This window comes from Azospirillum sp. FG154 (genome assembly GCF_057809575.1).
Genome location: NZ_JBMDKF010000014.1, coordinates 39,630 through 66,307, shown reverse-complemented (window position 1 = coordinate 66,307; position 26,678 = coordinate 39,630). Strand labels below are relative to the sequence as shown.

At 65.3% G+C, this 26,678-nt stretch carries 27 protein-coding genes and 1 tRNA gene; 10 read left to right on the top strand and 18 right to left on the bottom strand.

The features are described from left to right. Nucleotides 1–33: 33 nt before the first annotated feature. From panC to ACODS4_RS16875, 3 genes are all read right to left on the bottom strand, one after another. The gene (panC, locus tag ACODS4_RS16885) at nt 34–942 is read right to left on the bottom strand and encodes a pantoate--beta-alanine ligase (protein WP_488865655.1); all 909 of its coding nucleotides are present in this window, start codon (nt 940–942) and stop codon (nt 34–36) included. A gap of 167 nt (nt 943–1,109) precedes the next feature. Continuing rightward, the gene (locus ACODS4_RS16880; protein WP_119829285.1) at nt 1,110–1,274 is read right to left on the bottom strand and encodes a sugar tyrosine-protein kinase; all 165 of its coding nucleotides are present in this window, start codon (nt 1,272–1,274) and stop codon (nt 1,110–1,112) included. A gap of 253 nt (nt 1,275–1,527) precedes the next feature. Further along, a tRNA-Val gene (locus ACODS4_RS16875) sits at nt 1,528–1,602 on the bottom strand. Nucleotides 1,603–1,741: 139 nt separating this feature from the next. On the opposite strand from ACODS4_RS16875, the gene ACODS4_RS16870 reads away from it, so the two are divergent. Then, a complete protein-coding gene (locus tag ACODS4_RS16870; RefSeq protein ID WP_488865654.1) occupies nt 1,742–2,653 on the top strand; it encodes a DUF3108 domain-containing protein in 912 nt (303 codons plus the stop codon). Here the strand turns inward: ACODS4_RS16870 and ACODS4_RS16865 are convergent. Next, a complete protein-coding gene (locus ACODS4_RS16865; RefSeq protein ID WP_488865652.1) occupies nt 2,643–2,834 on the bottom strand; it encodes a hypothetical protein in 192 nt (63 codons plus the stop codon). The genes ACODS4_RS16870 and ACODS4_RS16865 overlap by 11 nt on opposite strands. A gap of 141 nt (nt 2,835–2,975) precedes the next feature. Next, on the bottom strand, nt 2,976–3,656 hold the full coding sequence (gene gph, locus ACODS4_RS16860; RefSeq protein WP_488865650.1) for a phosphoglycolate phosphatase: 681 nt from the start codon (nt 3,654–3,656) through the stop codon (nt 2,976–2,978). Between the two features lie 271 nt (nt 3,657–3,927). Between gph and glmU the strand changes: the two genes are divergently transcribed. After that, on the top strand, nt 3,928–5,280 hold the full coding sequence (gene glmU, locus ACODS4_RS16855; RefSeq protein ID WP_488865648.1) for a bifunctional UDP-N-acetylglucosamine diphosphorylase/glucosamine-1-phosphate N-acetyltransferase GlmU: 1,353 nt from the start codon (nt 3,928–3,930) through the stop codon (nt 5,278–5,280). Nucleotides 5,281–5,343: 63 nt separating this feature from the next. Next, nucleotides 5,344–7,170: a glutamine--fructose-6-phosphate transaminase (isomerizing) gene (gene glmS, locus ACODS4_RS16850; RefSeq protein WP_488865646.1), complete on the top strand. Its 1,827-nt coding sequence runs from the start codon at nt 5,344–5,346 to the stop codon at nt 7,168–7,170. Nucleotides 7,171–7,306: 136 nt separating this feature from the next. Here glmS and ACODS4_RS16845 read toward each other — a convergent pair whose 3' ends face one another. Both ACODS4_RS16845 and ACODS4_RS16840 read right to left on the bottom strand, forming a co-directional pair. Further along, complete coding sequence (locus tag ACODS4_RS16845; protein WP_488865644.1) at nt 7,307–7,951, bottom strand: hypothetical protein; 645 nt, start codon at nt 7,949–7,951, stop codon at nt 7,307–7,309. Then, on the bottom strand, nt 7,952–8,746 hold the full coding sequence (locus tag ACODS4_RS16840) for a 2OG-Fe(II) oxygenase (protein ID WP_488865642.1): 795 nt from the start codon (nt 8,744–8,746) through the stop codon (nt 7,952–7,954). It lies immediately after the preceding gene. Between the two features lie 264 nt (nt 8,747–9,010). On the opposite strand from ACODS4_RS16840, the gene ACODS4_RS16835 reads away from it, so the two are divergent. From ACODS4_RS16835 to ACODS4_RS16820, 4 genes are read left to right on the top strand one after another with little or no spacing between them, the layout of a single operon-like run. Next, complete coding sequence (locus ACODS4_RS16835) at nt 9,011–10,222, top strand: 2OG-Fe(II) oxygenase family protein (protein ID WP_488865640.1); 1,212 nt, start codon at nt 9,011–9,013, stop codon at nt 10,220–10,222. Between the two features lie 43 nt (nt 10,223–10,265). After that, the gene (locus ACODS4_RS16830; protein ID WP_488865638.1) at nt 10,266–10,895 is read left to right on the top strand and encodes a 2OG-Fe(II) oxygenase; all 630 of its coding nucleotides are present in this window, start codon (nt 10,266–10,268) and stop codon (nt 10,893–10,895) included. Beyond that, nucleotides 10,892–11,731, top strand: coding sequence for a hypothetical protein (locus tag ACODS4_RS16825; protein WP_488865636.1), 840 nt, complete (start codon nt 10,892–10,894; stop codon nt 11,729–11,731). Before ACODS4_RS16830 ends, ACODS4_RS16825 begins: the two co-directional genes overlap by 4 nt. A 34-nt stretch (nt 11,732–11,765) precedes the next feature. After that, the gene (locus ACODS4_RS16820; protein WP_488865634.1) at nt 11,766–13,670 is read left to right on the top strand and encodes an asparagine synthase-related protein; all 1,905 of its coding nucleotides are present in this window, start codon (nt 11,766–11,768) and stop codon (nt 13,668–13,670) included. A 33-nt stretch (nt 13,671–13,703) separates the two neighbouring features. On the opposite strand, the gene ACODS4_RS16815 is transcribed toward ACODS4_RS16820, so the two are convergent. The 9 genes from ACODS4_RS16815 to ACODS4_RS16775 form a co-directional block, all read right to left on the bottom strand. Beyond that, a complete protein-coding gene (locus ACODS4_RS16815; RefSeq protein WP_488865632.1) occupies nt 13,704–14,210 on the bottom strand; it encodes a lasso peptide biosynthesis B2 protein in 507 nt (168 codons plus the stop codon). Continuing rightward, nucleotides 14,194–14,493 carry a lasso peptide biosynthesis PqqD family chaperone gene (locus tag ACODS4_RS16810; protein WP_488865630.1) on the bottom strand — a complete coding sequence of 100 codons (300 nt, stop codon included), beginning with the start codon at nt 14,491–14,493 and terminating at the stop codon, nt 14,194–14,196. The genes ACODS4_RS16815 and ACODS4_RS16810 overlap by 17 nt, the downstream gene beginning before the upstream one ends. Nucleotides 14,494–14,572: 79 nt before the next feature. Continuing rightward, a complete protein-coding gene (locus tag ACODS4_RS16805) occupies nt 14,573–15,424 on the bottom strand; it encodes a sulfotransferase domain-containing protein (RefSeq protein ID WP_488865628.1) in 852 nt (283 codons plus the stop codon). After that, the gene (locus ACODS4_RS16800) at nt 15,424–16,269 is read right to left on the bottom strand and encodes a hypothetical protein (RefSeq protein ID WP_488865627.1); all 846 of its coding nucleotides are present in this window, start codon (nt 16,267–16,269) and stop codon (nt 15,424–15,426) included. The genes ACODS4_RS16805 and ACODS4_RS16800 overlap by 1 nt, the downstream gene beginning before the upstream one ends. Nucleotides 16,270–16,379: 110 nt before the next feature. After that, the gene (locus tag ACODS4_RS16795) at nt 16,380–16,538 is read right to left on the bottom strand and encodes a hypothetical protein (protein WP_488865625.1); all 159 of its coding nucleotides are present in this window, start codon (nt 16,536–16,538) and stop codon (nt 16,380–16,382) included. Between the two features lie 169 nt (nt 16,539–16,707). Next, nucleotides 16,708–17,232, bottom strand: a complete 525-nt coding sequence (locus ACODS4_RS16790; protein WP_488865814.1) for a GNAT family N-acetyltransferase — start codon at nt 17,230–17,232, stop codon at nt 16,708–16,710. 10 nt (nt 17,233–17,242) lie between these two features. Next, nucleotides 17,243–17,836: a phage tail protein gene (locus tag ACODS4_RS16785; RefSeq protein WP_488865623.1), complete on the bottom strand. Its 594-nt coding sequence runs from the start codon at nt 17,834–17,836 to the stop codon at nt 17,243–17,245. Nucleotides 17,837–17,851: 15 nt separating this feature from the next. Further along, nucleotides 17,852–18,394, bottom strand: coding sequence for a phage tail protein (locus ACODS4_RS16780; RefSeq protein ID WP_488865621.1), 543 nt, complete (start codon nt 18,392–18,394; stop codon nt 17,852–17,854). Between the two features lie 34 nt (nt 18,395–18,428). Further along, nucleotides 18,429–18,968 (bottom strand): phage tail protein, encoded by a 540-nt coding sequence (locus tag ACODS4_RS16775; RefSeq protein WP_488865619.1) that lies wholly within the window; start codon nt 18,966–18,968, stop codon nt 18,429–18,431. 348 nt (nt 18,969–19,316) lie between these two features. Here ACODS4_RS16775 and ACODS4_RS16770 point away from each other — a divergent pair, with 348 nt between their 5' ends. The 3 genes from ACODS4_RS16770 (at nt 19,317) to ACODS4_RS16760 (ending at nt 24,818) form a co-directional block, all read left to right on the top strand. After that, entirely contained in the window at nt 19,317–21,158 is a 1,842-nt protein-coding gene (locus ACODS4_RS16770) for an ABC transporter ATP-binding protein (protein WP_488865617.1), read from the top strand. Nucleotides 21,159–21,249: 91 nt separating this feature from the next. Next, a complete protein-coding gene (locus ACODS4_RS16765; protein ID WP_488865615.1) occupies nt 21,250–23,256 on the top strand; it encodes an O-linked N-acetylglucosamine transferase, SPINDLY family protein in 2,007 nt (668 codons plus the stop codon). Further along, the gene (locus ACODS4_RS16760) at nt 23,253–24,818 is read left to right on the top strand and encodes a class I SAM-dependent methyltransferase (protein ID WP_488865613.1); all 1,566 of its coding nucleotides are present in this window, start codon (nt 23,253–23,255) and stop codon (nt 24,816–24,818) included. Before ACODS4_RS16765 ends, ACODS4_RS16760 begins: the two co-directional genes overlap by 4 nt. A gap of 84 nt (nt 24,819–24,902) precedes the next feature. Here ACODS4_RS16760 and gatA read toward each other — a convergent pair whose 3' ends face one another. Together gatA and gatC are read right to left on the bottom strand one after the other, a co-directional pair. Further along, entirely contained in the window at nt 24,903–26,384 is a 1,482-nt protein-coding gene (gene gatA / locus ACODS4_RS16755) for an Asp-tRNA(Asn)/Glu-tRNA(Gln) amidotransferase subunit GatA (protein WP_488865611.1), read from the bottom strand. Then, nucleotides 26,384–26,671 (bottom strand): Asp-tRNA(Asn)/Glu-tRNA(Gln) amidotransferase subunit GatC, encoded by a 288-nt coding sequence (gatC, locus tag ACODS4_RS16750; RefSeq protein WP_298379874.1) that lies wholly within the window; start codon nt 26,669–26,671, stop codon nt 26,384–26,386. The genes gatA and gatC overlap by 1 nt, the downstream gene beginning before the upstream one ends. Nucleotides 26,672–26,678: the final 7 nt, after the last annotated feature.

The following is a 26,678-nucleotide window of genomic DNA, read 5'->3' as shown; positions in this document are numbered from 1 at the left end:
TCGCTTGTGACAATCTGACGCGTCTCCCAAAACTCACGCCGGTTGCACTGGAACGTTGTCGATCAAGCGAGCCTTGCCCAACCAAGCCGCCGCCAACAACCGAGCCGGACGCTCAACGCGGGTGATCGGCGCCAAAGTCTCGCCATCGCGCAGTTCCACATAGTCGATGGCGCCGAACCCGACCTCGGCGATCCGTCCGCGCACCGCCGTCAAAACGCCGTCCAACTCGGCCCCAGCGCTCAGAGCGGCGGCGGCGGCGGTCAAGGCCCGGTTCAGTTCCGGCGCGCGAGCGCGCTCGTCAGGGCTGAGATAGGCGTTGCGCGAGGACAGGGCCAGCCCGTCGGCCTCACGCACCGTCGGCAACCCTTCCACCCGCACGGGGATGTCGAGATCGCGGGTGAAGCGACGAATGACCATCAGTTGCTGATAGTCCTTTTCCCCAAACACCGCCACGTCGGGCAGCGCTTGGAGAAACAGCTTGGTGACGACGATGGCGACGCCGCCGAACATCTGGGGACGGAAGGTTCCGCACAGCCCTTCCGACGGGCCGCCGACCGAAATGGCGGTGGCGAAGCCGTCGGGATACATGCCGCGCACCGTCGGAGCGTAGAGCGCCGCGCATCCGGCGGACGCCAGCTTGGCGGCGTCCCCGGCCTCGTCGCGCGGGTAGCGGTCGAAATCCTCGTGCGGGGCGAATTGGGTCGGGTTGACGAAGACGCTCGCGATCACATGATCGGCCAATTCGCGCCCACGACGGACCAGGGCTAGATGCCCGTCATGCAAAGCGCCCATGGTCGGGACCAAGGCCACGGTCTGCCCAGCGGCCCGCCACGCGGCGACCTGAGCGCGCAGATCGGCGACGTTGCGCAGGACCGTCAGATGATCCGCCGCGCCGCCCGTGGCGAGAGCGCTGTCCGTTTGGGCAACCGTCGGCGTCGTCATGGCGTCATTCCTTGCGCGCGTCGAAAACTGGCGCTGGATAAACCGCCGAACCGTTCCTGTCCAGCGCCGCGTGCTGCGACGCAAGAGCAAGCCCGATCAGAACACGGACGCGCAACGGGTGGCGCGGCGAAAGCCGCCGTTCCACCCCCGCCGCGCGGCGACCGCGTTCAACGCATCAACGTGACGCCAATCAGATAGGTCAGGTTGGCCCAAGCGAGGATCGTGGCCAGCAGAGCCAAAAAGGACGGGGCCAGAATGGCCGAACCGATGAGAATGGCCAGAACGACGACGAGCGCGCCAAGGGCCAGCAAACTAGTGCGCGTATCTTCCATGAGATGACATCCCGATCATTGGGTAAGGATGCCCCAAACCTAGACCATCCCCCCGCGTCTTAGGGCTGATCTGCATCAATCTTGCGCAAGGTTTCCCCATCAACCGACCGAAAATATAACACGCACTCAAAATGTTGATTTCGCCCCGCGCGCCGCCTTCCCGCTGTTGTCTTGGCGCGCTTGGCTGACGACCAATGGCCGGAAACGGCGCAAAAGAAAAAAGGCTTCGAGATTTCTCTCGAAGCCTTTTTAATGGTGGGCGTGACAGGGATTGAACCTGTGACCCTTCGCGTGTGAAGCGAATGCTCTCCCGCTGAGCTACACGCCCGATCCCAGAATTCTCTGTCCATCGGTCCAGGCTATCCCCTGGCGGAAGCGGCGTCTCGCCGGTTGTCGTCGGCGCCGCCGCTGCGGTGGGCGGGTTTCTAAGGCGTTCGTTGATTGGTGTCAAGCAGGAGATTCACTCCGTGAGGAAAGAAAATCGCAACCCCGAAAAACAGCCGCCTGCGGCCCATCTCCAGGCTCCCGGCCATGGCGGGCGCCGGTGGGGTGTCAGTTTGTGGCTGGCTCTGTGCGGTTTTCTCGGGTTGGTCAGTCTTGGACACGCGGCCCCGGTGACGGCCAGCTACCGGGTTTATGTCGGCGGCATTGCGGTTCTCGACGCCACCATCCTGCTGGATCTGACCGATCACACGTATCGGATTGACGTCGCCGCCCAAAATGGCGGGTTCCTCGCCAAGATTTTGCCCTGGAAAACCCTGTCGCGCAGCGAGGGCGCCATCCAGATGGATCGGCTGATTCCGGCGCGCCATAGCCAGAGCAGCGTCTTCCGTGAAAAACCGCGCAGCGTCGCCTTGACCTATGAGGCCAATGGCGGCGTCACAGCATCCGTCCTCCCTCCACCAGAGGAGGATGATCGGCCCCTGGTTCCCGACGTCTTGCGCCGCGCCACCTACGATCCGCTCAGCGCCGGGTTGCTTCTGTTGCTGGCCGCCGGACGCGGGGAAAACTGCGCCCGCGTGGTTGCGGTCTATGACGGACGACGGCGCTACGACATGCGGTTCGACGATGGTGGAACGCGCCCCTTGGGGATGTCGCGCTATTCCATTTTTTCAGGACCTGCGCAGGAATGCCGGGCGTCGATCCTTCCCATCGCCGGTCAGGCGAAGCCGTCCTCCGGCCCGTCTTTCTGGCGGCGTGAGGAGGACTCCACGCCGCGCCAGCCGGGCGGACCGCCGACCGACGTTTGGCTGGCCCCGGTTCTGCCCGACGCGCCGCCTCTGCCCGTGCGTTTGGAAACCGACAGCGCCTTTGGCGCCGTCATCATCCATCTGACCGGCATCGCCCGCGTTGGAGAACCGACACGGGCTATCCCGTGACGCTGCGGGTGTCGATCATCGCGCCGCTCGTTTCCACGCCATGCCGTTGAACGTCCGCGATCACCGCCTCGACCGACGGCCACAGCATATGGCCGTCAATCTCCAGCAGCGCGCCGCCCAGCAGCGCCGCGTAACCGCCCAGCTTTCCCATGCGCACGATCCGCGCGATCCGAGTGGTCATGGCGTGTCCTCCTCTTCCGGGCGTCGTGGCGATCCACGCGCCCATTCGCATCATCATATTATCGTATGCTGATGGTGAGGTCCGCCATCCGAAGGGATAACCACAAAGCGCAGAGGGATAGCGCGGGATAGCGCCCGCCCGTCACCGCGCGGCGAGCCGCTCCAAGGCGGTCGGCAAATCGGCGAAATGGTCGAGGATCACGTCGGCCCCCAACTCTTCGACCGGCATGCGGGGATAGCCGTAGCTCATCGCCACCACCGGCACCCCGACGGCGCGCGCCGCCTTCACGTCGTTGCCGTTGTCGCCGATCATCGCCGCGTTGGGCGCCTGTGGATCGGCCCCCAATCGCTCCAGCACCCAGGACAGATGCCGCCCGTCCGGCTTTTTGACCGGCAGGGTGTCGCCCCCCGCCACCGCCCCAAACAGGGGAGCCAAGCCCAGCGCGTCCAACAGTTTGCGGCTGATGCGCTCGGGCTTGTTGGTGCACAGCCCCAACCGGACGCCCCGCTCCGCCAGCGCCGTCAACGTCTCCGTCACGCCGGGATAGAGGGCGGAGACTTCCTCATCCTCGAAATAACGGTCGAGATAGTGGCGGAGGATCGGTTGCGTCGCCTCGTCGTCCAGAACCGCGCCGGTGGCGGCGAAGGCCTGCCGGACCAGCATGGCCGAACCGTCGCCGACCATGGTCCGCACCTGCGCCTCGGTCAGCGCCGGGCGGTCGAAATGGGCCAGGGTGCGATTCAGCACGCGGGTCATGTCGGGGGCGCTGTCGATCAAAGTGCCGTCGAGATCGAAAACCAGCGCGGAAAAGGGAAACGGCATCGCAAGCCCCGCAAGGTTGGGTCGGATCACAGAAAACCACCCCGTCCTAACACAGCTTCCGCCCCGTCAACCATGCAGACCCTGCACAGGACCATCGCGCTTTCCCCCGCCGGTTGAGGGGCTTGACCACGCTCTATGACACGCTGACACAAAAGTTGACTTTGGCTTGCGGCGTCGGCTGTGGCACATGAGGGCGTTCGCCGGTGTTTGCGTCGTCAGACGCCGCGATCCTCAGTCCGGTTTCACCATTCGGCCCGTCAGGAAGACTCCCATGGCACACCGTCCTCTCGCTTGCGTGATTCTCGCCGCTGGCAAAGGAACACGCATGAAGTCCGATATGCCGAAGGTGCTGCACCGCGTCGCCGGTCGCCCGATGGTCGGGCATGTGCTGGCCGCCGTGAAGGCGCTGGACCCCGATCACGTCGTGGTGGTGGTCGGCCCCGGCATGGACAGCGTCGCCGCCGCCGTCGCCCCCTACCCCACCGCCGTCCAGCAGGAGCAGCGCGGCACCGCCGACGCCGTGCGCGCCGCCTTCGGCCTGTTGGAAGGCTTCACCGGCGACGTCGTCGTGCTGTACGGCGACACGCCGCTGGTCACGCCCGACACGCTACGCGCCATGGTGACGGCGCGGCGGCAGGCCAGCGACCCGGCGGTGGTCGTTCTGGGCATGCGGCCCGAGGATCCCGGCGCCTATGGCCGCCTGATCCTGAACGCGCGCGGCGGGTTGGAGAAGATCGTCGAGTATCTCGACGCCAGCGCCGACGAACGCGCCGTGACCCTGTGCAACGCCGGTTTGATGGCCTTTGACGGCGCGCGCATGTTCGACCTGATCGGGCGCGTCGGCAACCAGAACGCCAAGAGCGAATTTTACCTGACCGACGTCGTGCAGATCGCCCGCGTCTCCGGCATGGCCTGCGCCGTGGTGGAGGCCGCGCCCGCCGAGGTCGTCGGCGTCAACTCCCGCGCCGAGCTGGCGGAGGTCGAACGGCTGATGCAGCGCCGCCTGCGCAAGGCGGCGATGGACAACGGCGCCACGCTCTGCGATCCCGACAGCACGCTGTTCAGCCACGACACCCGGTTGGGCCGCGACGTGATCGTCGGCGCGCATGTGGTGTTCGCCCCCGGCGTCACCGTCGCCGACGGGGTGGAGATCAAGCCCTTCTGCCATCTGGAGCAGACCCGGATCGACAGCGGCGCGGTGATCGGCCCCTACGCCCGCCTGCGCCCCGGCGCGGACATCGGCCCGGACGCCCACATCGGCAATTTCGTCGAGATCAAGAACGCCGTCGTCGAATCCGGGGCCAAGGTCAACCATTTGACCTACATCGGCGACGCGCGGGTCGGGGCCAAGGCCAACATCGGCGCGGGAACCATCACCTGCAATTACGACGGCTTTGGCAAATATCACACCGACATCGGGGCGGGCGCCTTCATCGGTTCCAACAGCTCCCTGGTGGCCCCGGTGTCGATCGGCGATGGGGCCATCGTCGGCGCGGGCAGCGTCGTCACCTCGGCGGTTGAGGCCGACGCGCTGGTCGTTTCCCGCGCCCAGCAAAAGGCCTATGTCGGCTGGGCCAAGCGTTTCCGTGACCGCAAACGGGCCGAAAAGGCGAGCAAGGCGTAACCTTCCCCAGCTTTTCCGCTCCAACAGTCCCCCAGGCCAGCAGTCCCCTCCAGGAGAGTCCCCATGTGCGGCATCATCGGCATCAACGGCATCCACGACGCGACTCCCCGGCTGGTGGAAGGGCTGCGCCGCCTGGAGTATCGCGGCTATGACAGCGCCGGCGTCGCCACCCTGGTGGGCGACCGCATCGAACGCCGCCGCGCCGAAGGAAAGCTGCTGAATCTGGACGCGCGGCTGCGCGACGCGCCGCTGTCCGGCACCGTCGGCATCGGCCACACCCGCTGGGCCACCCATGGCGGGCCGACCGAAACCAACGCCCACCCGCACGCCACCCCGCGCGTCGCCGTGGTTCACAACGGCATCATCGAGAATTACCGGGAGCTGAAGGACGAGTTGATCGGCCATGGCCGCGTCTTTGAAAGCGTGACCGATTCCGAAGTCATCCCCCAGCTCATCACCCATTACATGGACACAGAGGGCCTGTCTCCGGTGGAGGCGTCGGCCAAGGCGTTCAAACGCTTCACCGGGGCCTTTTCCCTGGTCGTTATTTTCGCGGGCGAGCATGAGCTGATGATCGGCGCCCGCCACGGCACGCCGTTGGCCGTCGGTTACGGCGACGGCGAAATGTATCTGGCGTCGGACGCCTTCGCGCTGGCCCCGCTGACCAACCGCATCTGCTATCTGGAAGATGGCGATTGGGTGGTGGTCAGCCGCAGCGAGGCTGTGGTCCATGACGCCACGGACGCCGTGGTTCACCGCCCGGTGAAGACGACGGCGGTCTCCGGCGCCCTGATCGGCAAGGACGGCTACCGCCATTACATGCTGAAGGAAATCTACGAGCAGCCGCAGGTGATCGGCGACACGCTGAACGCCTACATCAACCCGGTGAACAACTACATCGCGCTGCCCGATTTTCCCTTTGACGTGGCGAAGGCCACCAAGCTGACCATCGTCGCCTGCGGCACCGCCTATTACGCCGGGTTCGTCGCCAAATACTGGTTCGAGACGCTGGCCCGCATCCCGGTCGAGGTCGACATCGCGTCCGAATTCCGCTACCGCGAGGCCCCCTTGCCGGAGGGCGGCGTCGCCATCTTCATATCGCAGTCGGGCGAGACCTTGGACACGTTGGAGGCCCTGCGTTACTGCAAGCGGCAGGGCCAAAAGATCCTGTCCATCGTCAATTCCCCGGAAAGCACCATCGCGCGCGAATCCGACGCGGTGCTCTACACCATGGCCGGGCCGGAAATCGGCGTCGCCTCGACCAAGGCCTTCACCACCCAATTGACGACGCTGGCCTGTCTGGCCGTCACCACCGGCCGCGCCCGTGGCGCCATCGGGCCAGAACGGATGCAGGAGATCGCCCACGCCCTGCGCGAGGTCCCGGCGCTGGCCGCCAGCGTGCTCGCCCATGACGAACGCTTGAAAGAGTTGGCGCAAGAGCTGGCCGATTCCCGCGACGTGCTTTATCTGGGCCGTGGCGCCATGTACCCGCTGGCTCTGGAAGGCGCGCTGAAGCTGAAGGAAATCAGCTATATCCACGCCGAAGGCTACGCGGCGGGCGAGTTGAAGCACGGCCCCATCGCGCTGATCGACGACAACGTTCCGGTGATCGTTCTGGTTCCGTCGGACAATTTGTTCGAGAAGGTCGTCTCCAACGTGCAGGAGGTCTGCGCCCGGTCAGGCAAGGTCCTGCTGCTGGCCGACAAAAAGGGCATCGCCAAGCTGGGCGACACGGTGCGCTGGTCGGTCGAACTCCCCACCTGCGATCCCCTGGTCGCGCCGCTGCTCTACGCCATTCCGGTGCAGTTGCTGGCCTACCACACGGCGGTGCTGAAGGGCACGGACGTGGATCAACCCCGGAATTTGGCGAAAAGCGTTACGGTTGAGTGAGAAAGACGCAACAACCGTCAAAGCTTCGACGTCGCGTTCCGCCGAGCTGGCCGCATCGGCGGCGTTCTACGGCGGCGTCGATGTGAGGGCGTCCCTGCCGCCGGGCGGCGCGTTGCCGAACTGGCTCCCCGCGCCGTCAACGGCGCGCCCGGTAATGGGCGAGCAAACGGGGGCACAGTTTTTCCAACTTGGCGTCCAAATCCTCGTCGCGGGGCTGGCCGACAAAGCGGTTTGAAACTTCCGCGCCACGGACATTGCCGAACACGAATTCAAAATCCGGCATCAGACCGGGAACATGCCGCCACAGCGCATCCAGCATTTCGTTGTGGCGGCGCCGGTAGTTGTAAAAATCATCCTCCACCGGCCAGCCAAGATCCCGGATCGTCTTAAGAACAGCGGGATCCCGCGCGACAAAATCCTCATATTCGATGACCGCGTCAAAGCGCCCGCGCTCAGCGAACACCTGGTCAAGAATCAGGAACTTCTCGTCGATCAAGCCCGAATAGTTCCGGTATCCCTTGGTCCGCAAGCTGACATAATTGTCACGGGGATCCCGCAACAGCAGGATCATCCGGTCAGGACGAAAACGCTCAACATGCACGGCCAGAGGATAGGCTGTGGTGACGACCACCTTCGTCACCATGTCCAGAGTGGTGTCGATGCGTGGCGCCGCGAAATTGTTGGGGACGTCGACCAGCGCCAAACAGTCCGGTCGTTGCGCCAGGAACAGCGTAAAGGCGGTCGATCCGCTCGACTGCATGCCGTAAACCAGAACCCTCATTCACCCCTCCACGGACAATGTCGCCGCCGCAGGCGACACCAGCCAGTTTTGCTCAATCTCGGCGCTGATGAAGACGTAACGGCGGGTGTGAGGCGTCGGATGGCGGACGCTGACCCCGTGGATCGCGTCGATCCCCTGCGGGAAGATCACCATCTGATTGGCGCGGTACGGAACGACGGCGGCGACCTCCACCGAGTCACTCGGCAACGCATACGACTCAATGTTGGCGATCGGGCCATTTTTCCAACGGAACAGCTCCAGATCCCCTCCCACGGCGTCGTCGTCGGGATGACGAAGATAGTAGAGGCAGGTGAAAAGCCGATTTGGCATGTCGAGATGCGGCCCCCGCGAGGTGCTGGGGCCAGCCGTCACCGGCGTGTTGATCTCGATGCGCGCGTCTTGAAGGATCCGCGCCTCTTTGAAGCTGTCGCGCATCATCAGCCCCATTGAATGATGCGACAGATCGCCGTCCAGAGCCTCTTTGAGAGCCGTCGGCCAATGATCGCGGAACAGCGCCACCACTTCCGCAAAGAAGGTGGGCGCGCTGTGGCGGCGGACGAACGCCTTCCACAGGTCGGGAAGCGGCGTCATTTCCATGATCTGCCACGCCGACAGTTGAAAACGGCTGTTGCTGCGCGGAGCGTTCTTGCCCGCCCAACCGATCATCGAAAAGGGCGGGAAGGTTTCGCTGAGTCGCCGGTGCGTCTCTTCGTCCAGCGCGTTCGGCACAATCAAATGGGGAAATGGATCAAGCCGAACATCATCCGGCCCAAGGCCGGAAAGCAAGGATCGCATAACCTCATCTCCGAAGCGGGGCTGGCCGAGTGGGAAAAAGCCCTGGCATCATGCGGAAATCATCCCAACGAAAGCAAGCAATAGGAGCGGTCCGGGTCAATCGATGATTTCTATGCGTGAAAATTCACGCCATCCATTCCCGGCGAGTTTGCACTCGCCATCGGGCGCGACTGAATCGCGCGGCCCACCGGAACGGCCCGCATGCGGCTTTACTCAACGGCGCCGCTTGTTCCATTCTTCGCTCGAATCAAGCCGCGTGACAGAATGATGCCGACCGATGCCCCCCTGATCGTTTGGCGGACGGACCAGCCCACACCGCGCCCGCCCGCCCGATCCTTTCTGCCGCTGCTGCGCGCCGCCGTCGCGTCACGTCCCGACCGCCAGGATCTTCTTCGCGATTTTGCGGTCGCCCTTCGCGATGATCGGCGATGGATGGAGATCGTCGATCTTCTGTCGCCGCTTGTCGAAAAGGGCGGACTGACGCCAACGCTCGCGTGCGAGTTGGCGCGCGCCGCCGTCGCCTGCGAACAGCCGGAACTGGCTTTGAGGGCGTTGGACACGGCGGTTGCCGACGCCGCGCCGGAAGCGCGCCGACAAAAGATCCTCGCTCTCTACGCCCTGAACCGGATTGACGAGGCTCGAACGGCGGCGACGCAGGCTCTGGACGAGAACCCGAGCGACAGCACGGTGCTGGACGCCTTCGCGAACGACTGTCTGACGCGCGGAACCGCCGAGGCGTTGGCGGTCGTGTGCCGACGGGCAATCGACAGGGGCGTCGGCTCCACCATTCATCTCGCCCATCTGTCCGCCGCGCTCTCCTTGAGCGGTCGGACCTCGGACGTCCTTCGACTGATCGACCCGGCGCGCTTGTGCCGCCGGATCGAACTCAATGCCGAACAGGTCGACAACGAGGAACTGGCGCAGGCGATCCTGACGCATCCGGCGCTCGCCCCGTCGCCAGAAATCCGACCGACGCACGGACGCAATCTGCGCCTTGAAGGGCTGGCCAGCGTTGAACATCCGGCGATCCGCAACCTCCTCGCCGTCGTTCGCCGACAGGTCGACGAGTATCTGGCGGAGCGTTTCACCATGCCGCACCCGCTGATCGCCCGTCGCCCACAAACGGCGTGGCTGCAAGGCTGGGCGCTGGTCTTGTCGGAGGACGGGCACGAAGAGACGCACATCCATCCCCAGGGTTGGTTGACCGTCGTCTACTACGCACGCGTTCCGACGAGCGAGTCGGAAGGCGCCGAGCGCGACGCCCCACCGCCGGGATCGCTCGTTTTCGGCCCCTGGCCTCCGTCCATCGCGGAATCCTTGCCCGATTTTCCACGTTGGAGCGTCGAGCCGCAGGAGGGAACTCTCCTGATATTCCCCTCCTTCTTTGGGCACGGGACGATTCCCACCGGCCTGAGCGAGTCGCGAATCTGCGTGGCGCTCGACGTCTTTCCGTGCGACCAAGCGTCGACGCCCTAGCCGCCCAACACGCCCGAACCAGAGACTGAACCAGGATCGCAGCATGAGCACAGCTCCCGCCCTGCGCGCTTTCGAGCAACCCGCCCCCCACCGGGTGATCCGCAATTTTCTCGGCTCCGATCTGATCGACCAACTTCTGATCCACGCCGAGGCCAACCAAGACGCCTTCGCGCCCACCGAGCTTGGTGGCGGAAGGATTGATCCCGAGGTCCGCGTCTCCCGGCTTCTGCGAAATTTCGGAGCGCTGCGGGACGCGTTGGAAGCCCGCTTTCTCATGGTCATGGAGCCGACGATCGCCGATTTGCGCCTGTCGACATTCGATCTGGGGCGGTTGGAGATGGAGCTTGTCGCCCACGGCGACGGCGCTTTCTACCAGCGGCACATCGACACCCGAACCGGCCCCACGGACAGGGCGACGGATCGGGCTTTGACCGGCGTGCTCTATTTCCACGCCGAGCCAAAAAATTACAGCGGCGGCGCGTTGCGGCTGCACTCCATCCTGCCGCCCGAGCAGGGCGGATGTTTCCTGGACATCACGCCGGAACAGGACATGCTGCTGCTGTTTCCATCCTGGGCGCCCCACGAGGTGCGACCGGTCTCCTGCCCGTCCGGCGCGTTCATGGACCAACGTTTCGCCATAAACTGCTGGTACCGGAGCCAACGCGCGTCATGATCCCATCCGCCTATGTGGCCAACCCCCTTATCGACGCGGTGATCCACACCAAAGCGAACGTTGTGGAACACATCGAGGTTTCCGCCTATTCGCGGGCGCGCGGCTTCGTGCAGGGACGGCTGATCCGGAACGAGACGCCGGGCTTTGACGCCGCCCTGCGTTTTTTGAACGGCGCCCCGACGGGCGGCGCGCCGTTGTCCCCCGTTGAAGCGATGACCCTTTGGCAGGCCGGCCTGATCCTCTTGCCGCAGGAGCGCGCCGAGCCTTTCATATCCCCCACCGCCAGGCTGGAGCGTGACACGTACGTCCAGCATGGCTTCACCCTGCTCCCCGAACTGGTGACGCCCGAAACGACGCTCATCCTGACAAACCATTACCGGGCGGCCGTGGCGGCGGGAAGGCTGACGCACGGCGACCGTCAGGCCAACCGCTATTGCGCCCACAATGACCCCGCTGGACGCGTGGCCCTGAACGCGTTGCGGGAAACGGTTGAGCGGATCGTTGACCGTCCGATCAAGAGCAGCTACGCCTACGCCTCGCTCTATTGCGGCGGCACGGACCTGCCTTGGCATCGCGACCGGCCACAATGCCGCTACACGCTGTCTTTGCAGATCGACCATCAACCGCTGCCGCCGGATGGTCGGTCGCCTTGGCCGGTTCAGGTCCGTCTTGATCCGGACGCGCCGCCGGTTGACTGCTTTCAGACGATTGGTGGCGGCATCCTGTTTCGTGGATGCGAAATCTCGCATGGGCGGCCCACCCTGCCGCCCGATCAGAGCAGTTGGGTGCTGCTTCTGCATTATGTCGATCTCGACTTTGACGGGCCGCTCGATTGACCCGTCCGGGACGTCATCACCACGGAAACAATTCATGCGGTTGATTTGCGGTTTTCTCCATCTCGACGGCCAAGCGGCTGAGGCCGGACGGCTCGCCGCCATGGTCGCCGCCATGATCGAACCGGGTTTGACCCCAGCGCTGGCGAGTTTCACCGCCGGGCCGATGGCGCTCGCCACGCTTGATTTCACGCCCGCCGCTGCTTTTCCTGGCGTTGGGCCGCCTGACGCCGCTCTGCCGCGCGGCGCGAGCGGCCTCGTGCTGGCGGTCGACGCCCGGCTCTATGAAGGCGTCGATGGCAGAACCGACGAGGCCGTCGTGTTGGACGCGCTGGAGCGCGGAGGGAACGACAGGACCGACGGGGGGCTTGGAGGCATTTCCGGCGACTTCGCCCTCGCCTCCTGGAATCCGCGCGATCAAACCCTGCTGTGCGCCCGTGACGGCATGGGGATCCGACCTCTCTTCGTCAACGATCAACCAGATCGGGTCTTCGCCTTCGCCTCGCTGCCTCGGGGCCTGACCGCCAGCGGCTTCGTCACGCGGGAGTTGGACGAGGCCGCGCTTTTGAGCACGCTGTTGGCGCGCGCGACGCCGAACAACCGCTCCGTGCTTCGTGGCGTTGAGCGGCTTGCGCCAGGAACATGGCTGCGGGTGTCGGCGCGGCGGCGGGAGAGCGGGGCGCATTGGCGGCTTGACCCGGCGACCGCCGGCCGCAATCGTTGCCGTCCGGAAGAGGCCGCCGAAGAGATGGCGGCGCTTGTCACGCGGGCGGTGCGCGTCCGCCTGCCGGAAACGGGTCCGGTGGCGACCCATTTGAGCGGCGGGCTTGATTCCCCCTCCATCACCGTCCTTGCCGCCCGGGCGTTGCGCGCGTCGGGGCGTCCGCTGCTCGCCTACCCCTTCCTGCCGACGCCACAGGGGGACTACGCGCCAGTTGGCGAAGGCCCCCTCGTTCAAACGGTGCTGGATCAGGAGCCGGACATCGTCAGCATCCCCGCGCGCATCGGCCCCTCGCTCGATTTCCTGCTGCCCCGTATGGATTGCGATCAACCCATGCCGTTCGATCCCGCCGATCCCGACACATGGATCTGCATGGATGCGGCGGCGCGCGGCGCCCAAATTCTTCTTTCAGGATGGGGAGGCGACGAAGGGCCGTCCTTCAACGGGCGCGGCGCCATGGCCGAAGCGCTGCTCACCGGTCGCTGGTGGACGCTGGCCCAGGAGGTTCGGGCCTGCTCCGTCGCCAAGGGCTGTTCGATGACGACCACGCTGCGCGGCGAGGTTCTGAACTACCTGCTGCCCGAATCGGTTCTGACCATGGTCCGACGCCTGCGCGGCAAGGCGCCGGACAGAGCGTCAATGATCTTAGCCGGGCTGTTGCGCCGCGAGGCCATGAGCGACGTCTCTCCGCCGAGTCCGCCGATGGGGCCCAACGCCGTCGTCAATCACCTGCGTCTTCTGAGCGGGCCGGTTCTGACGCGACGCCCCGAATATTGGGCGTTGACCGGCGCCCGCACCGGCATTGCCGCCGCTTTCCCCCTGCTCGACCGCCGGGTGGTTGAATTTGCGCTGTCGTTGCCAAGCGCGCTGTTCCTGCGCGGCGGCGTTTTGCGGCGGTTGTACCGTGACGCGATGATCGGAATCCTGCCGGACAAGATCCTTAAAAACGCCTCCAAAGACGCCCCTTTCTCCGAGACCCCCCTGGTCGTCGCCCTGCGACGCGACGCCCTGCTCCGCCAGTTGCCCGACCTGCGCGGGCACCCAAAGGTCAACGCGTTGTTCGATTTGGACGCTCTGGAGCAGCGTTTGCGCGCCCTGCCGGCCCCAGAGGAGGCTTTGCGCCGCGCAAGCGAATTGGGCGACAGCCCAGCTTTGAGCAAGCTTGCGGCGATGCTGCCGCGTGTTTTGCGCTACATCGCCTATGTGCGGCAGCATCACTGAGGCGTCAGGCGGCATCGCGAACGCCGCGCGCCGTCATCCAGCCGTTTGCTCACCCATTTCATGGGTGAAGCGGGCGATTACGGCAAAACGCCCGGGGGCGGGCGTCCCGACCACCCCCGTCTTGCCCACCGTCACCCAGGCGTGGGCCAACATCCGCCGTCCACCCGTCATCGGATCTTGATCGGTCGTTTCCTCGTCGGACAGCGCCATGCCGAAATGCACGGTGGCGGGGATGCCGCGTCGGCCCAACATGGCCCTGGCGGCAAGCGCCTGGGGCAAGCACAGCGCCGCCCACGGCAGGTGGCGGGCGGTTCGCTCAACCGCATGACCAATCTTCCGGACATGGACCTGCCGCATGAGATCAACCGGGGGGACGGTTTCATCCGCCCGTTCACGCGCCAACGGGCCAAGGCCGATGGCGATCCACCGAAAGGGCAAAACCGCCAGCAGAACCTGCGCCAGCGTCAACCAAGCCGCCGCTTCCGCCACCAGCCGCCGATCCGCTGACGGCAGGGCCAAGGCTTTACGCAGCCGCCGCATCGTCCGTGGCGAGCAGGCCGCGTTCGCGCAGGGCGCCCAAAAACCGTTCAACCTCCTGGCGGGCCTCGGCAGGAGCGACGTCATACTCAGCGGTCAGCGCCTCCACCAGCCCATCGACCGCCACCGGCGCCGCGAGCAGTTCCCAAATGCGGGAGCCGACGGGGTTCAGGTTGAAATAGCGGCCCTGCTCGACGCTCATCATCAGCAGTTCCCCGTCGATATCGGCGGTCAGCAGACCGTCGGCGCGGCGAACGGTTTCGCAAACTTCCGTCGGGTTGTCCATGTGTGTCTCCGTCGTCTCGCCCAGCGCGGTCACGGCGCAAGCCGCGCCGCACGGCGGTCATCGTTCCTCGGCATGATTATCACAGATACCCGAAACGTTCCATCATCGGACGGTGAGCGGCGGCGATGGCGTCGCTCTGCGCCTTGGTCAGAACCTCGGTCCAGGCCCCGACCCGACCGGATCGGAAAAAGGGCGCGGTTGAATTGGACGGACGCTCAAAAAAACCTGATTGACGTTCCTGGCGTTGCAGCTCCCTGAAATCGGCGAAGCGAACGGCGCGCTCAACCTGATCCGATTGAACCTCCAAACCAACAAAGGCGACCACCGCGCCAAAAGCCCCAACCGTATCAGCCTGCAAATCCTCGTATCGCAAGACATGAACGGCAAAATCGGATTGGTCGATCCAGCTCGCGACGTGAGCGCTCCAATCGCCAACCCGCTGCGGCACATGATGGTGACGACTGTTTCGGCTCCAACCAATGATGTTTTTGGGATCGTTCAGCATCGCGATCGCGCCATCAAGCGTCGTGTTGTTGTGAAACGCCATCGAAACCACCACGTCGCGTGGATCGCGGACTATGCACAAGCCCGACCAAAGGTCTCCACGCCCAAGGAGCGGCGCGCCATTCACGCAGACATCGCGCTTGTCATGAACCTTGATGCAATTGATCGTGCCGCATCGCTGAGAAAAATTCTCCATGACGCTGGCGCGAAGAAGATTCGCTTCATCAAGATAGAGAAGATCCGGATCAACGAAACTCTCGTCCTCCAGAAAATTCTTCATAACCGGATAGGGACTGTTCAGATTGATCCGGTTGATGGCGAGCGGCGCCGTGTCGGTGGAAATATAATTAGCGATCAGAAAGCGAAGCCATGTGTTGCCCGATTTTGGGTAAGAGGCAAGCCAGACAATCCTGCCCTCGGACGGCATCAGGTTTTCTCGTCGCACGTCGCCAGCACAGCGGCGACGGTGTCGTCCAACGCTGCGAAATCCATGGCGCGGTCGAGCAGATAGACCCGGGTCCGACCAAGCAAGGCGGCGATCTGCCGGAACAGGTCGGCGTCACGCCCCAGGTGGCTGGCCGGTCTTGAGCGATACACCTCTTTGCGCAGCAGCGCGGCGGCGTCGGCAGGCCCCAACGCGACCAAACGCGGCGTGTTCGTTGTCCGCAATATGAAAATCGCGCTCAACAGCGTTGGTCCTTGCGTCGCCGCCCTCGGCGGATCAACGTGGAATTTCTTGATGCAAGGCCGGACTGGCGGCCCCAGACGGTCGGTCAGGGCAAGCTGTTCGACGGCGTCCATCCACAGCCGATGCTGGCGTCCATCGGGCAGGATGGCCGGCGCGCCGCCCTCATCGAATTGAATAGCGGCGACGTCGTCGCCGACGAAATCGCACCCCGCCCGGCAAAGCGCCGCCGCCAGGGTGGATTTCCCGGCGCCCGTGACGCCGCATAGGGCTAAGCCTCTGCCCCGGTAGGAGACGGTGGCGGCGTGCAAAACAAGCTGTTCACGTTGATGAAGCAAGACGCCAAAGGCGGTGCCGAGAAGAAAGGGCGCCGCGTCGGTCGTGGTCGATGACTCGTGCAGGTCGACGACGACCTCGTTTCCATCCGTGACGAGGAAACGGGCGACCTGCGGCACATGAAACAGAAAAGCCGTATCATCAAGTTGCCAAGTCGCCCCGACACGCCGCGCCGCGCCCAACTCCGCTGGCGTCGCGCCGCACCGCACACGCACATCCGCCTTGGACGCGCCCTCGGCTGCGATCACCATCCCTGGAAGAACGAAATCCGATGCGACGGAAAGGCCGCAGACACGATAATAAAACAACGACCGTCTCTGGTGTTGAGAAAATTACAAAACAGTCGTCAGACCGACCTGCGTCACGACGGCCCGGAGTTGGGGCTCGATTCACTTGGACTGACGCTCTTCGCTTCCGTCAGACTCTTGACGCTCTGATCGCGGATTTCCGGGGCGATCCAGGCTTTTTTACCAAGAACAGGCGCGGCATTCAACGGGTCGGAGGGTTCACGCGAATCCATGGTTCTACCTTCAAAGCGTTTGGCGCGGCCAACCTTTGTTTCCAAAGGCGTTGGCCACGAGTTTACTCGGGAAGGCGCGAAAAAGGCAAGCGCCGGTGGCGCTCCACACTTCCCACGCGCTGGGGATGCAGAAACTAAAGCACGGGTCTCCAAGGGGGACAGCTTCGTCTCACGCCGGGAGTGCGGAGGGACGCCAAATCATGCCCCAGGATGGTCCTTCCGTTCCATTCTCGACAAAGCCCAGACGACGGTAGAGATTTTGCGCCGGGTTCATCATGTCGACGCTCAAACTCACCGTCCGACCATCGCACGCCGCCCGCGCCTGCGCCGCCTGGAGCAACGCCCCGCCCAGCCCACCGCCCCGCTGTTCCGGCAACAGCGACACGTCCACGATGCGCAAATCCGTCTCGCCGTGGGCAAGATACAGCCGCCCGACCGGCTCGTCTCCCCAGGTCAGGATCATGAAATCGGGATCGGCGTAGGCGCTGGCGTAATGACGCGTTTGCAACGTGAACTGGGAGGTCAGAAAGGCCAGTTTCATCGCCTCGGGCCATCCCGTTGGCTCCAACTCCGCCATCCGCACCGACAGGTAAAGCCGAAGCAAAAAGGGAGCATCCTCGGCGGTTTCGGCCCGCAAGGCGAACCCTCGCGCCGCCCAGATGGCGGGCAACGCGAGGGATGGTTTGGGCGTCACCGACAACGGGTCAGTTCCGCACGGGAAAGAGGCCGTCGTAATTGATGCAAAAAACCATGGTCAGGTAAGGTTGCCGGTTGTCGTGCGGATCCGTGCCATAGGTCGCGTTGCCGCAAGCGGGCGCGACCGTGTTGATGTGCAAGGAAGCGTTGGGAGCCGTTCCGTTCTTGGTGTAGGCCAACACCGAATTGGAGCCCGTGGCGCCAACCGGCTGCACGGGGCGCGCCAGCCAGGACTGGCCCGCCGTCGGCGTTCCCACCGTGTTCACGTTGGATCCGGCGGCGACCGGGACCTCAATGGTCAGGGTGTGGGTGTGCGTGGGCAATTGCGAGCCGGTGAGCGTCACGGTTTTGGAGCCGACCGTGCTTGCGCCCCAATGCCGTGGCGACAGACCGGGACCTTGTCCCTGCCCCATGACGCAAAGAGTCTGAAGGTTGGGCACCTTGAAGGTCTGGTTCGGCGTGCCGCCCCAGGTGTTGCCGATGATGGCGTAGAGCGCTTGATACTGCAGCACGTTGTATTGCTGACCAGCGCAGGCAAGCCAGCCCTGAGGAACAAACCCGAAGGGGAAAATGCGGATTTCTCCGATATAGGCGTCAGCCATATTTGTGCCCCTCTCTTACGCTCGGGTGGGGAAAGTGCCATTCAAGGCGATGATGTAGGTCAGCACGGCGGCCGGCATGACGTTGGCGTGCGCCGCGCCCGGTCCATCGGTGGACATGGTGCTGGCGATAGGATTGACCGGCGCCCCGGCGGCTGTCCCCAAACCCGGTTTCAAATACTGCGTCGTCGGCGCGGCCGTGTTGGCGTAGGTGACGGTGCTGCCAGGCGTCGAAACGGTGGCGGCGACGCCTGCGGTCATCAGGCTGTGGGTGTGCGACCCCATGTTCGCCGCCAACAGGGTGACGGTCTCGGCGCCGCCGCTCTGCCCCATCACCCGATTCGTCAAGCCGGTCCCCTGCCCCTGACCGATCGGAATGCGACCGCGCAGATCCGGAATGCCGAAGGTGGTGACGCCGTCGCCGCCATAGGTCGTGCCAATCACGGCGAAGAGCGCCTGATAATCGGCAATCTTCAGCATGCCGCCATCGCACATATGCCAACCAGTTGGGACATAGGCTCCGGCGAACAATCGGACTTCACCGATATAATAATCGCTCATCGAAATTTTCCTTTCCTAATGTTTCTGGTCGTCATCAGTTGCGCGGCGGGTAGATGCCCTCTGTGGCGATGCAGAAGTTCATGACCAGGAAAGGCTGCATGTTGTTGTGTCCGGTCCCCGTGCCCGTCGGCGACAGGACGCCCGGGTTGAGCGGGATCGTGTTGGAGCCGGGCGAGGCGTAGATGGTCGGCGCCACGGGGACTAGGGCGTTTGACGCCGTTCCGGAGATGGTGTTCCCTGTTGGGGCCGACGCATTGCCCGCCGTGTTCAGCACATTCAGAGTGTGCCGGTGCGCTGGCGTCTGCGCGGCGGTCAACGCCACGGTCTCCGTGCCCAGAGCCTTGGCCCGCGCATAGTCGGGATCGCCCGTGTAACTATTATTCACCGGCACCCGCCCCCGCAAGTCGGGCAGATTGAAATAGGTTTTAAGATCGCCCCCATAGGTGTTTCCAAGAAGCGAGTACAGCGCCTGATTCGCTGAGATTTGCATGACGGACCCGTCACACACGTGCCATCCATCCGGCGCCCAACCCATCGGAAACAATCGAATTTCACCTAGGAACCAATCGCTCATGGCGTCACTCCTCCCAACCTTGCCACCGGATCCGAGACGCCTGGGTCAATTGCGCCCGACAGCCTCGGATACTGCCCATAGGGTGTATCATGAGTTGATTTTGCCGTGTCTTGTCAAATTGTGACAAACACAGACAGCACATGCGCACGGGTGCATTGAAGACTTCAATTGCGACGCGACAAGGATAGTGCAACGTAAGGACGCGCTCTCGAAGTGTGAAATTCCACCTTTGGTGACGCGCACCCCTCCCTTTCCGCTCGACTCGAACGCCGCCCCTGCCCGATCCTGGTTCCAACCCGGAAAATGGTCCGATAGGGTTGCCGTCGCGTCAGAAAACCAAAGACCGACATGCCGCCATTCCCGTCTCACCTGTTCCGCCGCTGGCTGACCTCCAAGACTCCGCTGGGCGAATTCGCGCGCTTTCTCCATGACGTCGTCGCGTTCGCCGGTTGGCGGCTGGCGGGGTTGGCGGCGCTGACCGTGATCGCCGCCCTGGCCGAAGGGGTGGGCCTGCTGCTGCTGGCGCCGCTTTTGTCCATGGTCGGGGTTGGCGTTGGCGGCGGTCAGGAGGGAAATGACCATCTTTGGCTGGCGTCTCTGGGGTTGGAAGGCGCTTTGACGCTCTATGTGATCCTGGTCGCGGCGGCGGCGCTGGTGATCGCGGCGCGTGGGGATCGGGTGGCGCGCCTGCGGCTCGGTTATGTCGATCATCTGCGCCACCAACTGCACGAGGCGGTCGCCGCGATGGAATGGCGCGCCTTCAACCGGCTGGCTGGCGCGGAGGTCGTCAACACGGTGGTCGGCGACGCGCAACGCTCCGCGAATGGTCTGGAGTTCCTGTTGCGCTCCGTCGGTTGGGCGGTGGAGATCCCCGTGTTGCTGGCCGTGGCGCTGCGGCTGTCGCCAACGATGACGGGCGCGGCGCTGGCGCTGGGCGGCTTGTCTCTGGCGCTGTCGCGACCGCTGAGCCGCCACGCCCACCGGCTCGGGCGGCAAGCCGTGGCGGGGCTGCAGGCCCTGCACCGCGATTTGTCGGAGGATCTCGCCGGCATGCGGGTGATCCGCGCCATCGGGTTGGAGGCGGAGCGGGCCAAACTTTTTGAATCACGCATGCGCGACGTCCGCGCCGATCAGATCGCGTTTCAACGCCAATCCGGCTGGGCGCGCGCGGTGACGCAGGCGTTGGCGGCGACGACGGCGGCGCTCGCCGTTTGGGTCGCCATACGGATTCTGGGCATGGAACTGGCCGGAACGCTGGTGCTGATGACGGCCTTCGCCCGGCTTCTCATGACGGCGCAGCGCATTCAAGACGCATGGCGGATCGTGCTGCACGCTCTGCCCGCCCACGCCGCCGTGCTTGGCCTGCTGGACCGCTGCCGAACTGAAAACCAATCCGTGAACGCAAAGCCGGTCGTCGCGTCGCCGCGCGCCGACCTGTCCAGCACGGCGACATTGACGCAAGCGTTGCGGTTGGACGGCGTTGGCGTCCGTTACACCCCGGATGGCCCCTGGGCCTTGTCCGACATCGACGCGGTCGTCCCCGCCCACGCCGTCACCGCCCTGGTGGGGCGGTCGGGCGCCGGAAAATCGACGCTGGCCGATCTGCTGCTCGGCCTTCTCGAACCAGACCAGGGCCGGATGCTGGTCGACGGCCAGCCCGTGGCTGGAACCGTCGCGCGTCAGTCCTGGCGGCGGCGCGTCGGGTATGTGCCGCAGGATTGTTTCCTGTTCCACGACGCCATTCGGACCAATCTCGCCATGGCGTGCCGAACGGACGGCGTTGACAGCGGCGACGGACGGTTGTGGGCGGCCCTGGAGCAGGCCGACGCCGCCGATTTTGTCCGCGCGCTTCCCCAGGGTCTCGACACCATGGTGGGGGATCGCGGCGCCCTGCTGTCGGGCGGTCAACGCCAACGACTGGCCTTGGCCCGCGCGCTGCTGTCGGGACCAGATTTGCTGATTCTTGACGAGGCCACCAGCGCGCTTGACCATGAATCCGAACAGCGCATCCTAAAGGTCATCCAGGCTCTGAAGGCTCGCACCACAATTGTGCTGATCGCCCACCGACCATCGACCGTTCAGTTCGCCGACCACGCCATCGTCCTCGACGCCGGACGGTTGGCCGCCTCCGGCCCCTGGTCCGTCGTAAAAGCGGCGTCGCCGCATCTGACCCATTTGGCGATGGATTGAAAAAGGCCGGGTCGGAAATCCTGGATCGGCATGGCGTTGGATCATCACGCCCGTTATGGTGGCGTTCTCGCTCACGATTTCCGCATCGCCCATGTTCGACGCCAACGCCCTGTTGATCGCCGCCTTCGCGCATCACCAATCCGGCCGCATGGTCGAAGCGGAGGAGCAATACCGACGGATCCTGGAGCGCGAGCCAACCCAAGCGGATGTCTGGCAACTTTCCGGCGCTCTCGCCGCGCAGTCCGGCCACCCCGATCTCGCCGCGCAACGGCTGCTGCGCGCCATGGCGTTGTCTCCGGAATCCCCGGCCCACCTCCTCCCGGCCTCCGCCGTGTTCAACGCCGCCGGTCGTCCGGACGTTGGGGAGATTTTGCTCCGCCGCGCGCTGCGGCTGCGCGGCGACATCGTCGAGGCGTTGCATCAGCTCTGCGAACGCTTGGGTCGGCAGGGCCGCTACGCGGAGGCGATTCCTCTGGCCCGCGTTCAGTCGCTGCTTGCCCCCGACGCCGCCGACCCGATCCTGGAGGTCGGCGCGATGAACGGCCAGATCGGGCGGATCGAAGAGGCGCGAACCGCGCTCCACCGCGCCGCTCGCCTCGATCCCACCGGCGGCGCCGCCTTCAACCTGGCTTGGCTCGACGCCATGGACGCGAAGCGGCACGATAGGGCCGTGACCCGGCTGGGCCTCGCGCTCGCCGCCGACCCAACCCACATTGACGCGCTGCACAACATGGGCTGCGGCCTGCTCAATCTGTCCCGCCCAGGCGAGGCGGCGATCTGGCTTGCCCGCGCCAACCGGCTGGCGCCGCACCGCGTCGACGTCGTCAACGCGATCACCAGCGCTGGGCTGTATCTGCCGCTCCCCGACGCCGAACCATGCTTTCAAGCGGCGCGCGCGTTCGAGGAGCGTTTCCTACGCCCGATCTACCCGCAGGATCCCGCCCACGCCAATTGGCCGGATCCCAACCGTCGCCTGCGCGTCGGCTATCTCAGCACCGACCTCCATTCCACCCAACCGGTGGCGCGCAACCTAGAGCCGGTTTTGCAGGCGCATGACCGCGAACGGTTCGAGCTGTTCGTCTATTCCGACACCCCCATCCTCGGCTCCACCGTAGAACGGTTTCAGGCGCTGAGCGGCGGTTGGCGCATGGTCGCCGGTTTGAGCGACGAGGCGCTCGCCCAGGGAATCCGCTCCGACGGCATCGACATTCTGGTGGTCCTCGCCGGGCATTTCGACGGCAACCGTCTCAGCGTCTGCGCCCACCGACCGGCGCCGGTCCAGATCAGCCACCACGACGTGGCGACCAGCGCCATGCCGGTGATCGACGCCTTGATCGTTGACCGGGTGATCGGCGCCCGCCCGCTGAGCGAACGTTTCGCCGAACGTCTGATGCGCCTGCCCTCCTACGTCATCATGGCGCCGCCGGACGATCCGCCGCCGCTGACCCCGCCGCCGCTGCTGCGCAACGGGTTTCCCACCTTTGGCTGCTTCAACAACCCAGCCAAAATGTCGGACGCGACGCTGGACCTGTGGGCGAGGGTGTTGAGCGCGACGCCGGGCGCCCGGTTGCGGTTGAAGTATCAAAAACACTACGACGCCACGGCCTGCCGGGCGCATATTTTAGACCGCCTCGTGGCGGGCGGCGTCGATCCGGCGCGAGTCGAATTCCTGCCCGGCAGCCTGAACAGCGTGTCCGAGCATCTGGCGCTGTATGACGGCGTCGACGTGGCGCTCGATCCGTTCCCCTTCAGCGGATCCACCACCACGTTCGAGGCGCTGTTCATGGGCGTGCCGGTCGTGACCCTGCCGCAGCCGCGCCTCGTCGCCCGGTGGAGCGCCTCCATCCTGACGACCCTCGGGCTAACGGCCTTCATCGCCGCCTCGCCCGACGAGTACATCGCCATCGCCCAGCGCGCGGCGACCGACAGCCAGGGGCTGGCGACGCTGCGGGCTGGGCTGCGCGAACGGGTTTTGGCCTCTTCCTTGTGCGACGCCCCCCGCATGGCCCGCCATCTGGAGCGGATTTACCGCGCGCTGTGGCGGCGCTGGTGCGCCAAAACCACCCAAAAGACAGCGGATCGGGAGCGTGGGGCATGACGCGTTGGAACGCCGGGTACGTCGCCGACGTCGAATATGGCGCGGGCCTGTTTCGCGAGCAGGCGCCCGATCACCTTGATCTCGTCTGCCTGCTGAGCGGGGTGGAGCCGCCATCGCGGAGGGACGATTTCACCTGGTGCGAGTTGGGTTGCGGCCAGGGGATCACCGCCAACGTCGTGGCCGCCGCCAACCCGCGCGCGAACGTCCATGCGGTCGATTTTCATCCCGCCCACATCGCCCGCGCCCGGGCCATGGCCACGACCGCCGATTTGCGGAACGTCACCTTCCACGAGCGGAGTTTCGAGGATCTCGCCGACGGCGCCGGGCCGGAGTTGCCCGCCTTCGATTACATCACCCTGCACGGCGTTTACAGTTGGGTCGGGCCGGAGACGCGACGGGCGATCGTCCGCTTTCTGGATCGCGCGCTGAAGCCGGGCGGCGTCGCCTATGTCAGCTACAACTCGCTGTCGGCCTGGGCGCCGTTGCTGCCGTTGCAGCGCTTGTTGCAGGAATACGCCCGCAACGTCGCCGGAAACAGCGTCGAGGCGGTTCGTCAGGGGATGGAGTTCGCCGACGCGCTGCAAGCCGCCGGCGCCGTCGCCTTGGGCGGGCCGGAGCTGTTGCGGCGCGTCCGCAATCCGGGGCCGCTTGATGAGAACAAGCACTGGACCTATCTGGCGCACGAATATCTGAACGCTCACTGGCAACCCTTGCTGCACGCCGATGTGGCGCGCGACATGGCGGGGGTGGGGCTGACCTACGCCGGAGCGGCGCACATCTTCCAGAATGAGCCAACCTTGACGTTGAGCGCGGCGCAACGCGCTCTGCTGGCCGGAATCGCCGATCCAACCGCGCGCGAGACCTTCGCCGATTATTGCGGGCAGGAGGGGCACCGTTGCGACGTGTTCGTGCGCGGCGCCCGTTCCCTCTCTCCCCAGCGGCGCGACGCCAAGCTGCGCGACCTTGGCTTGGCGCAGATCGCTCCCATCGCCCTGCCCTTCACCATCCAAGCGGTGGATGGGCCGGTCGTGCTGGAGGAGCGGGTGTATGGCCCGATCCTCGCCGCGCTGGCCGAGGGGCCGCGCCGCGTCGGCGAGTTGCTCGACCTTCCCGCCGTGCTGGACAGCGGCCAAGCGCCCTCTCCCCGCGACCTTGTCCTTTGTCTGACGGGTCTGGGAGTCGCGCTGCCGGTTGTCAGGAATTTGGACGGCGGCGATTGGGATGGGGGGATTCTGCCGTCGGTCCAGCGCTTCAACCGCACGCAAAGCGCCGCCGCGATGGCGGATGGCGGAACGGTCGCGTTTCTGGCCACCTCGGTCGGCGGCGCCGGGCTGACAGCGAGCGCCGCCGAAGCGATGCTCCACCACGGGCTTCAAACCGGCGCGCCGATGGAGCCTGCGCTTTTGGTCGATCATTATCTCGGCCCCTTCCAGGTGGCGGCCTTCGCCGACAATCCGGCGGAGTTGCACGCCGAGGCCCAACGCCGCGTCACGTTGACGTCCGCCATCGACCATGCCCAGCGCGTCGCTCTGCCCGTATGGCGGCGGTTGGGCATGGTGTGACGATTGCGGCGCTTATCCTGAACAAAAAAGGGTCGGCTCAAGCGAGCCGACCCTTTTTGCCGTCTCAACCAGCAAACGGCGGCGTCACGCCATGAAAGTCGGCGTCGCCGTGACGTTCGCGGATTTTTCCAGCACTTGACCGACCCGCAACAAGGTTTCCTCGTCGAACGGGCGACCGATCAATTGCAGGCCCAGCGGCAGACCGTCGGCGCCCAAGCCCGCCGGAACCGACATGGCGGGCAGACCGGCGAGGTTGATCGGCACGGTGAAGACGTCGTTCAGGTACATCTGCACCGGATCGTCCATCTTCTCGCCAATCGCGAAGGGCGTGCTGGGCGCGGTCGGCGTCAGAATGACGTCGCAGCTCTTGAACGCCTCGTCAAAGTCCCACTTGATGCGGGTGCGCACCTGACGGGCCTTGTTGTAATAGGCGTCGTAGTAACCCGCCGACAGGACATAGGTGCCGATCAGGATGCGGCGTTGCACTTCCTTGCCGAAACCGGCGCCGCGCGTGTTTTCGTACAGCTCGTTCAGGCTGCCGCCCTCGACCCGCAGGCCAAAGCGGACGCCGTCATAACGCGCGAGGTTGGAGGACGCCTCCGCCGGGGCGATGATGTAGTACGCGGCCAGCGCGTATTTGGTGTGCGGCAGGCTGATTTCGACCGGAACGGCGCCCGCGTCCTTCAGCCATTGGACGCCCTGGGTCCACAGGGCGTCAATTTCCGCCGACAGCCCTTCGACCCGGTATTCCTTGGGAATGCCGACGCGCAGGCCACGGATGTCGCCGGTCAGCGCGGCGCGGAAATCGGGAACCGCCAGTTCGACCGAGGTCGAATCCTTGGGATCGAAGCCGCACATGGACCGCAGCATGATCGCCGCGTCTTCCACCGTGCGGGCCATCGGCCCGGCCTGATCCAGCGAGGAGGCGTAGGCGACGATGCCCCAGCGCGAGCAACGCCCGTAGGTCGGCTTGACGCCGACCGTGCCGGTGTAGCCCGCCGGTTGACGAATCGAACCGCCGGTGTCGGTGCCGGTCGCGCCCAGCGCCACCCGCGCGGCCACCGCCGCCGCCGACCCGCCGGACGACCCGCCCGCGACGATCTTGCGATCCCACTGGCCGGGCTGGCCGGGACTCCAGGGGCTGACCGTCTCGCCCTGGTGGGCGGTGATGGTCGCCGACCCCATGGCGAACTCGTCCAGGTTCACCTTGCCGAGCAGAACCGCGCCGTCGCGCCAGAGCTGCGACGTCACCGTCGATTCATACTCCGGCTTGAAACCGTCGAGGATGCGGCTGCCCGCCGTGGTGGCGACGCCCTTGGTGCAGAACAGATCCTTCACCGCGATGGGCAGGCCGTCCATCGGCCCGGCCTCGCCCTTGGCGCGGCGCTCGTCGCTGGCCTTGGCCATTGACAGGGCCGTGTCCGGCGTTTCGGTGATGAAAATGTTGAAGGGCCGCGCCGCTTCGACCGCGCGCACATGCGCCTCGGTCAGTTCCACAGCGGTGAAGTCCTTTTTGGCGAGGCCGTCCAGCGCCCCCGCCATGGTCAGATGCGTAAGCGCCGTCATCACTCGACCACCTTCGGCACGACGTAGAAGCCTTCGACCGTTTCCGGGCCGTTGGACAGAACCTGCGCGGCGTAACCGCCGTCCGTCACCGCGTCCTTGCGGCGGCGCAGCTTTTGCGCGGCCACGCTGGTCATCGGCGGCACGTCGGTCGTGTCCACTTCGTTCAGTTGGTCCACGAAGGTCAGGATTTGGCTCAGTTCCCCGGCCAAAGCTTCCAGTTCCTCGTCCGGCACCTTGATGCGGGCCAGATGCGCGATCTTGGCCACCGTGGCCTTGTCGAGCGACATGCCTGTA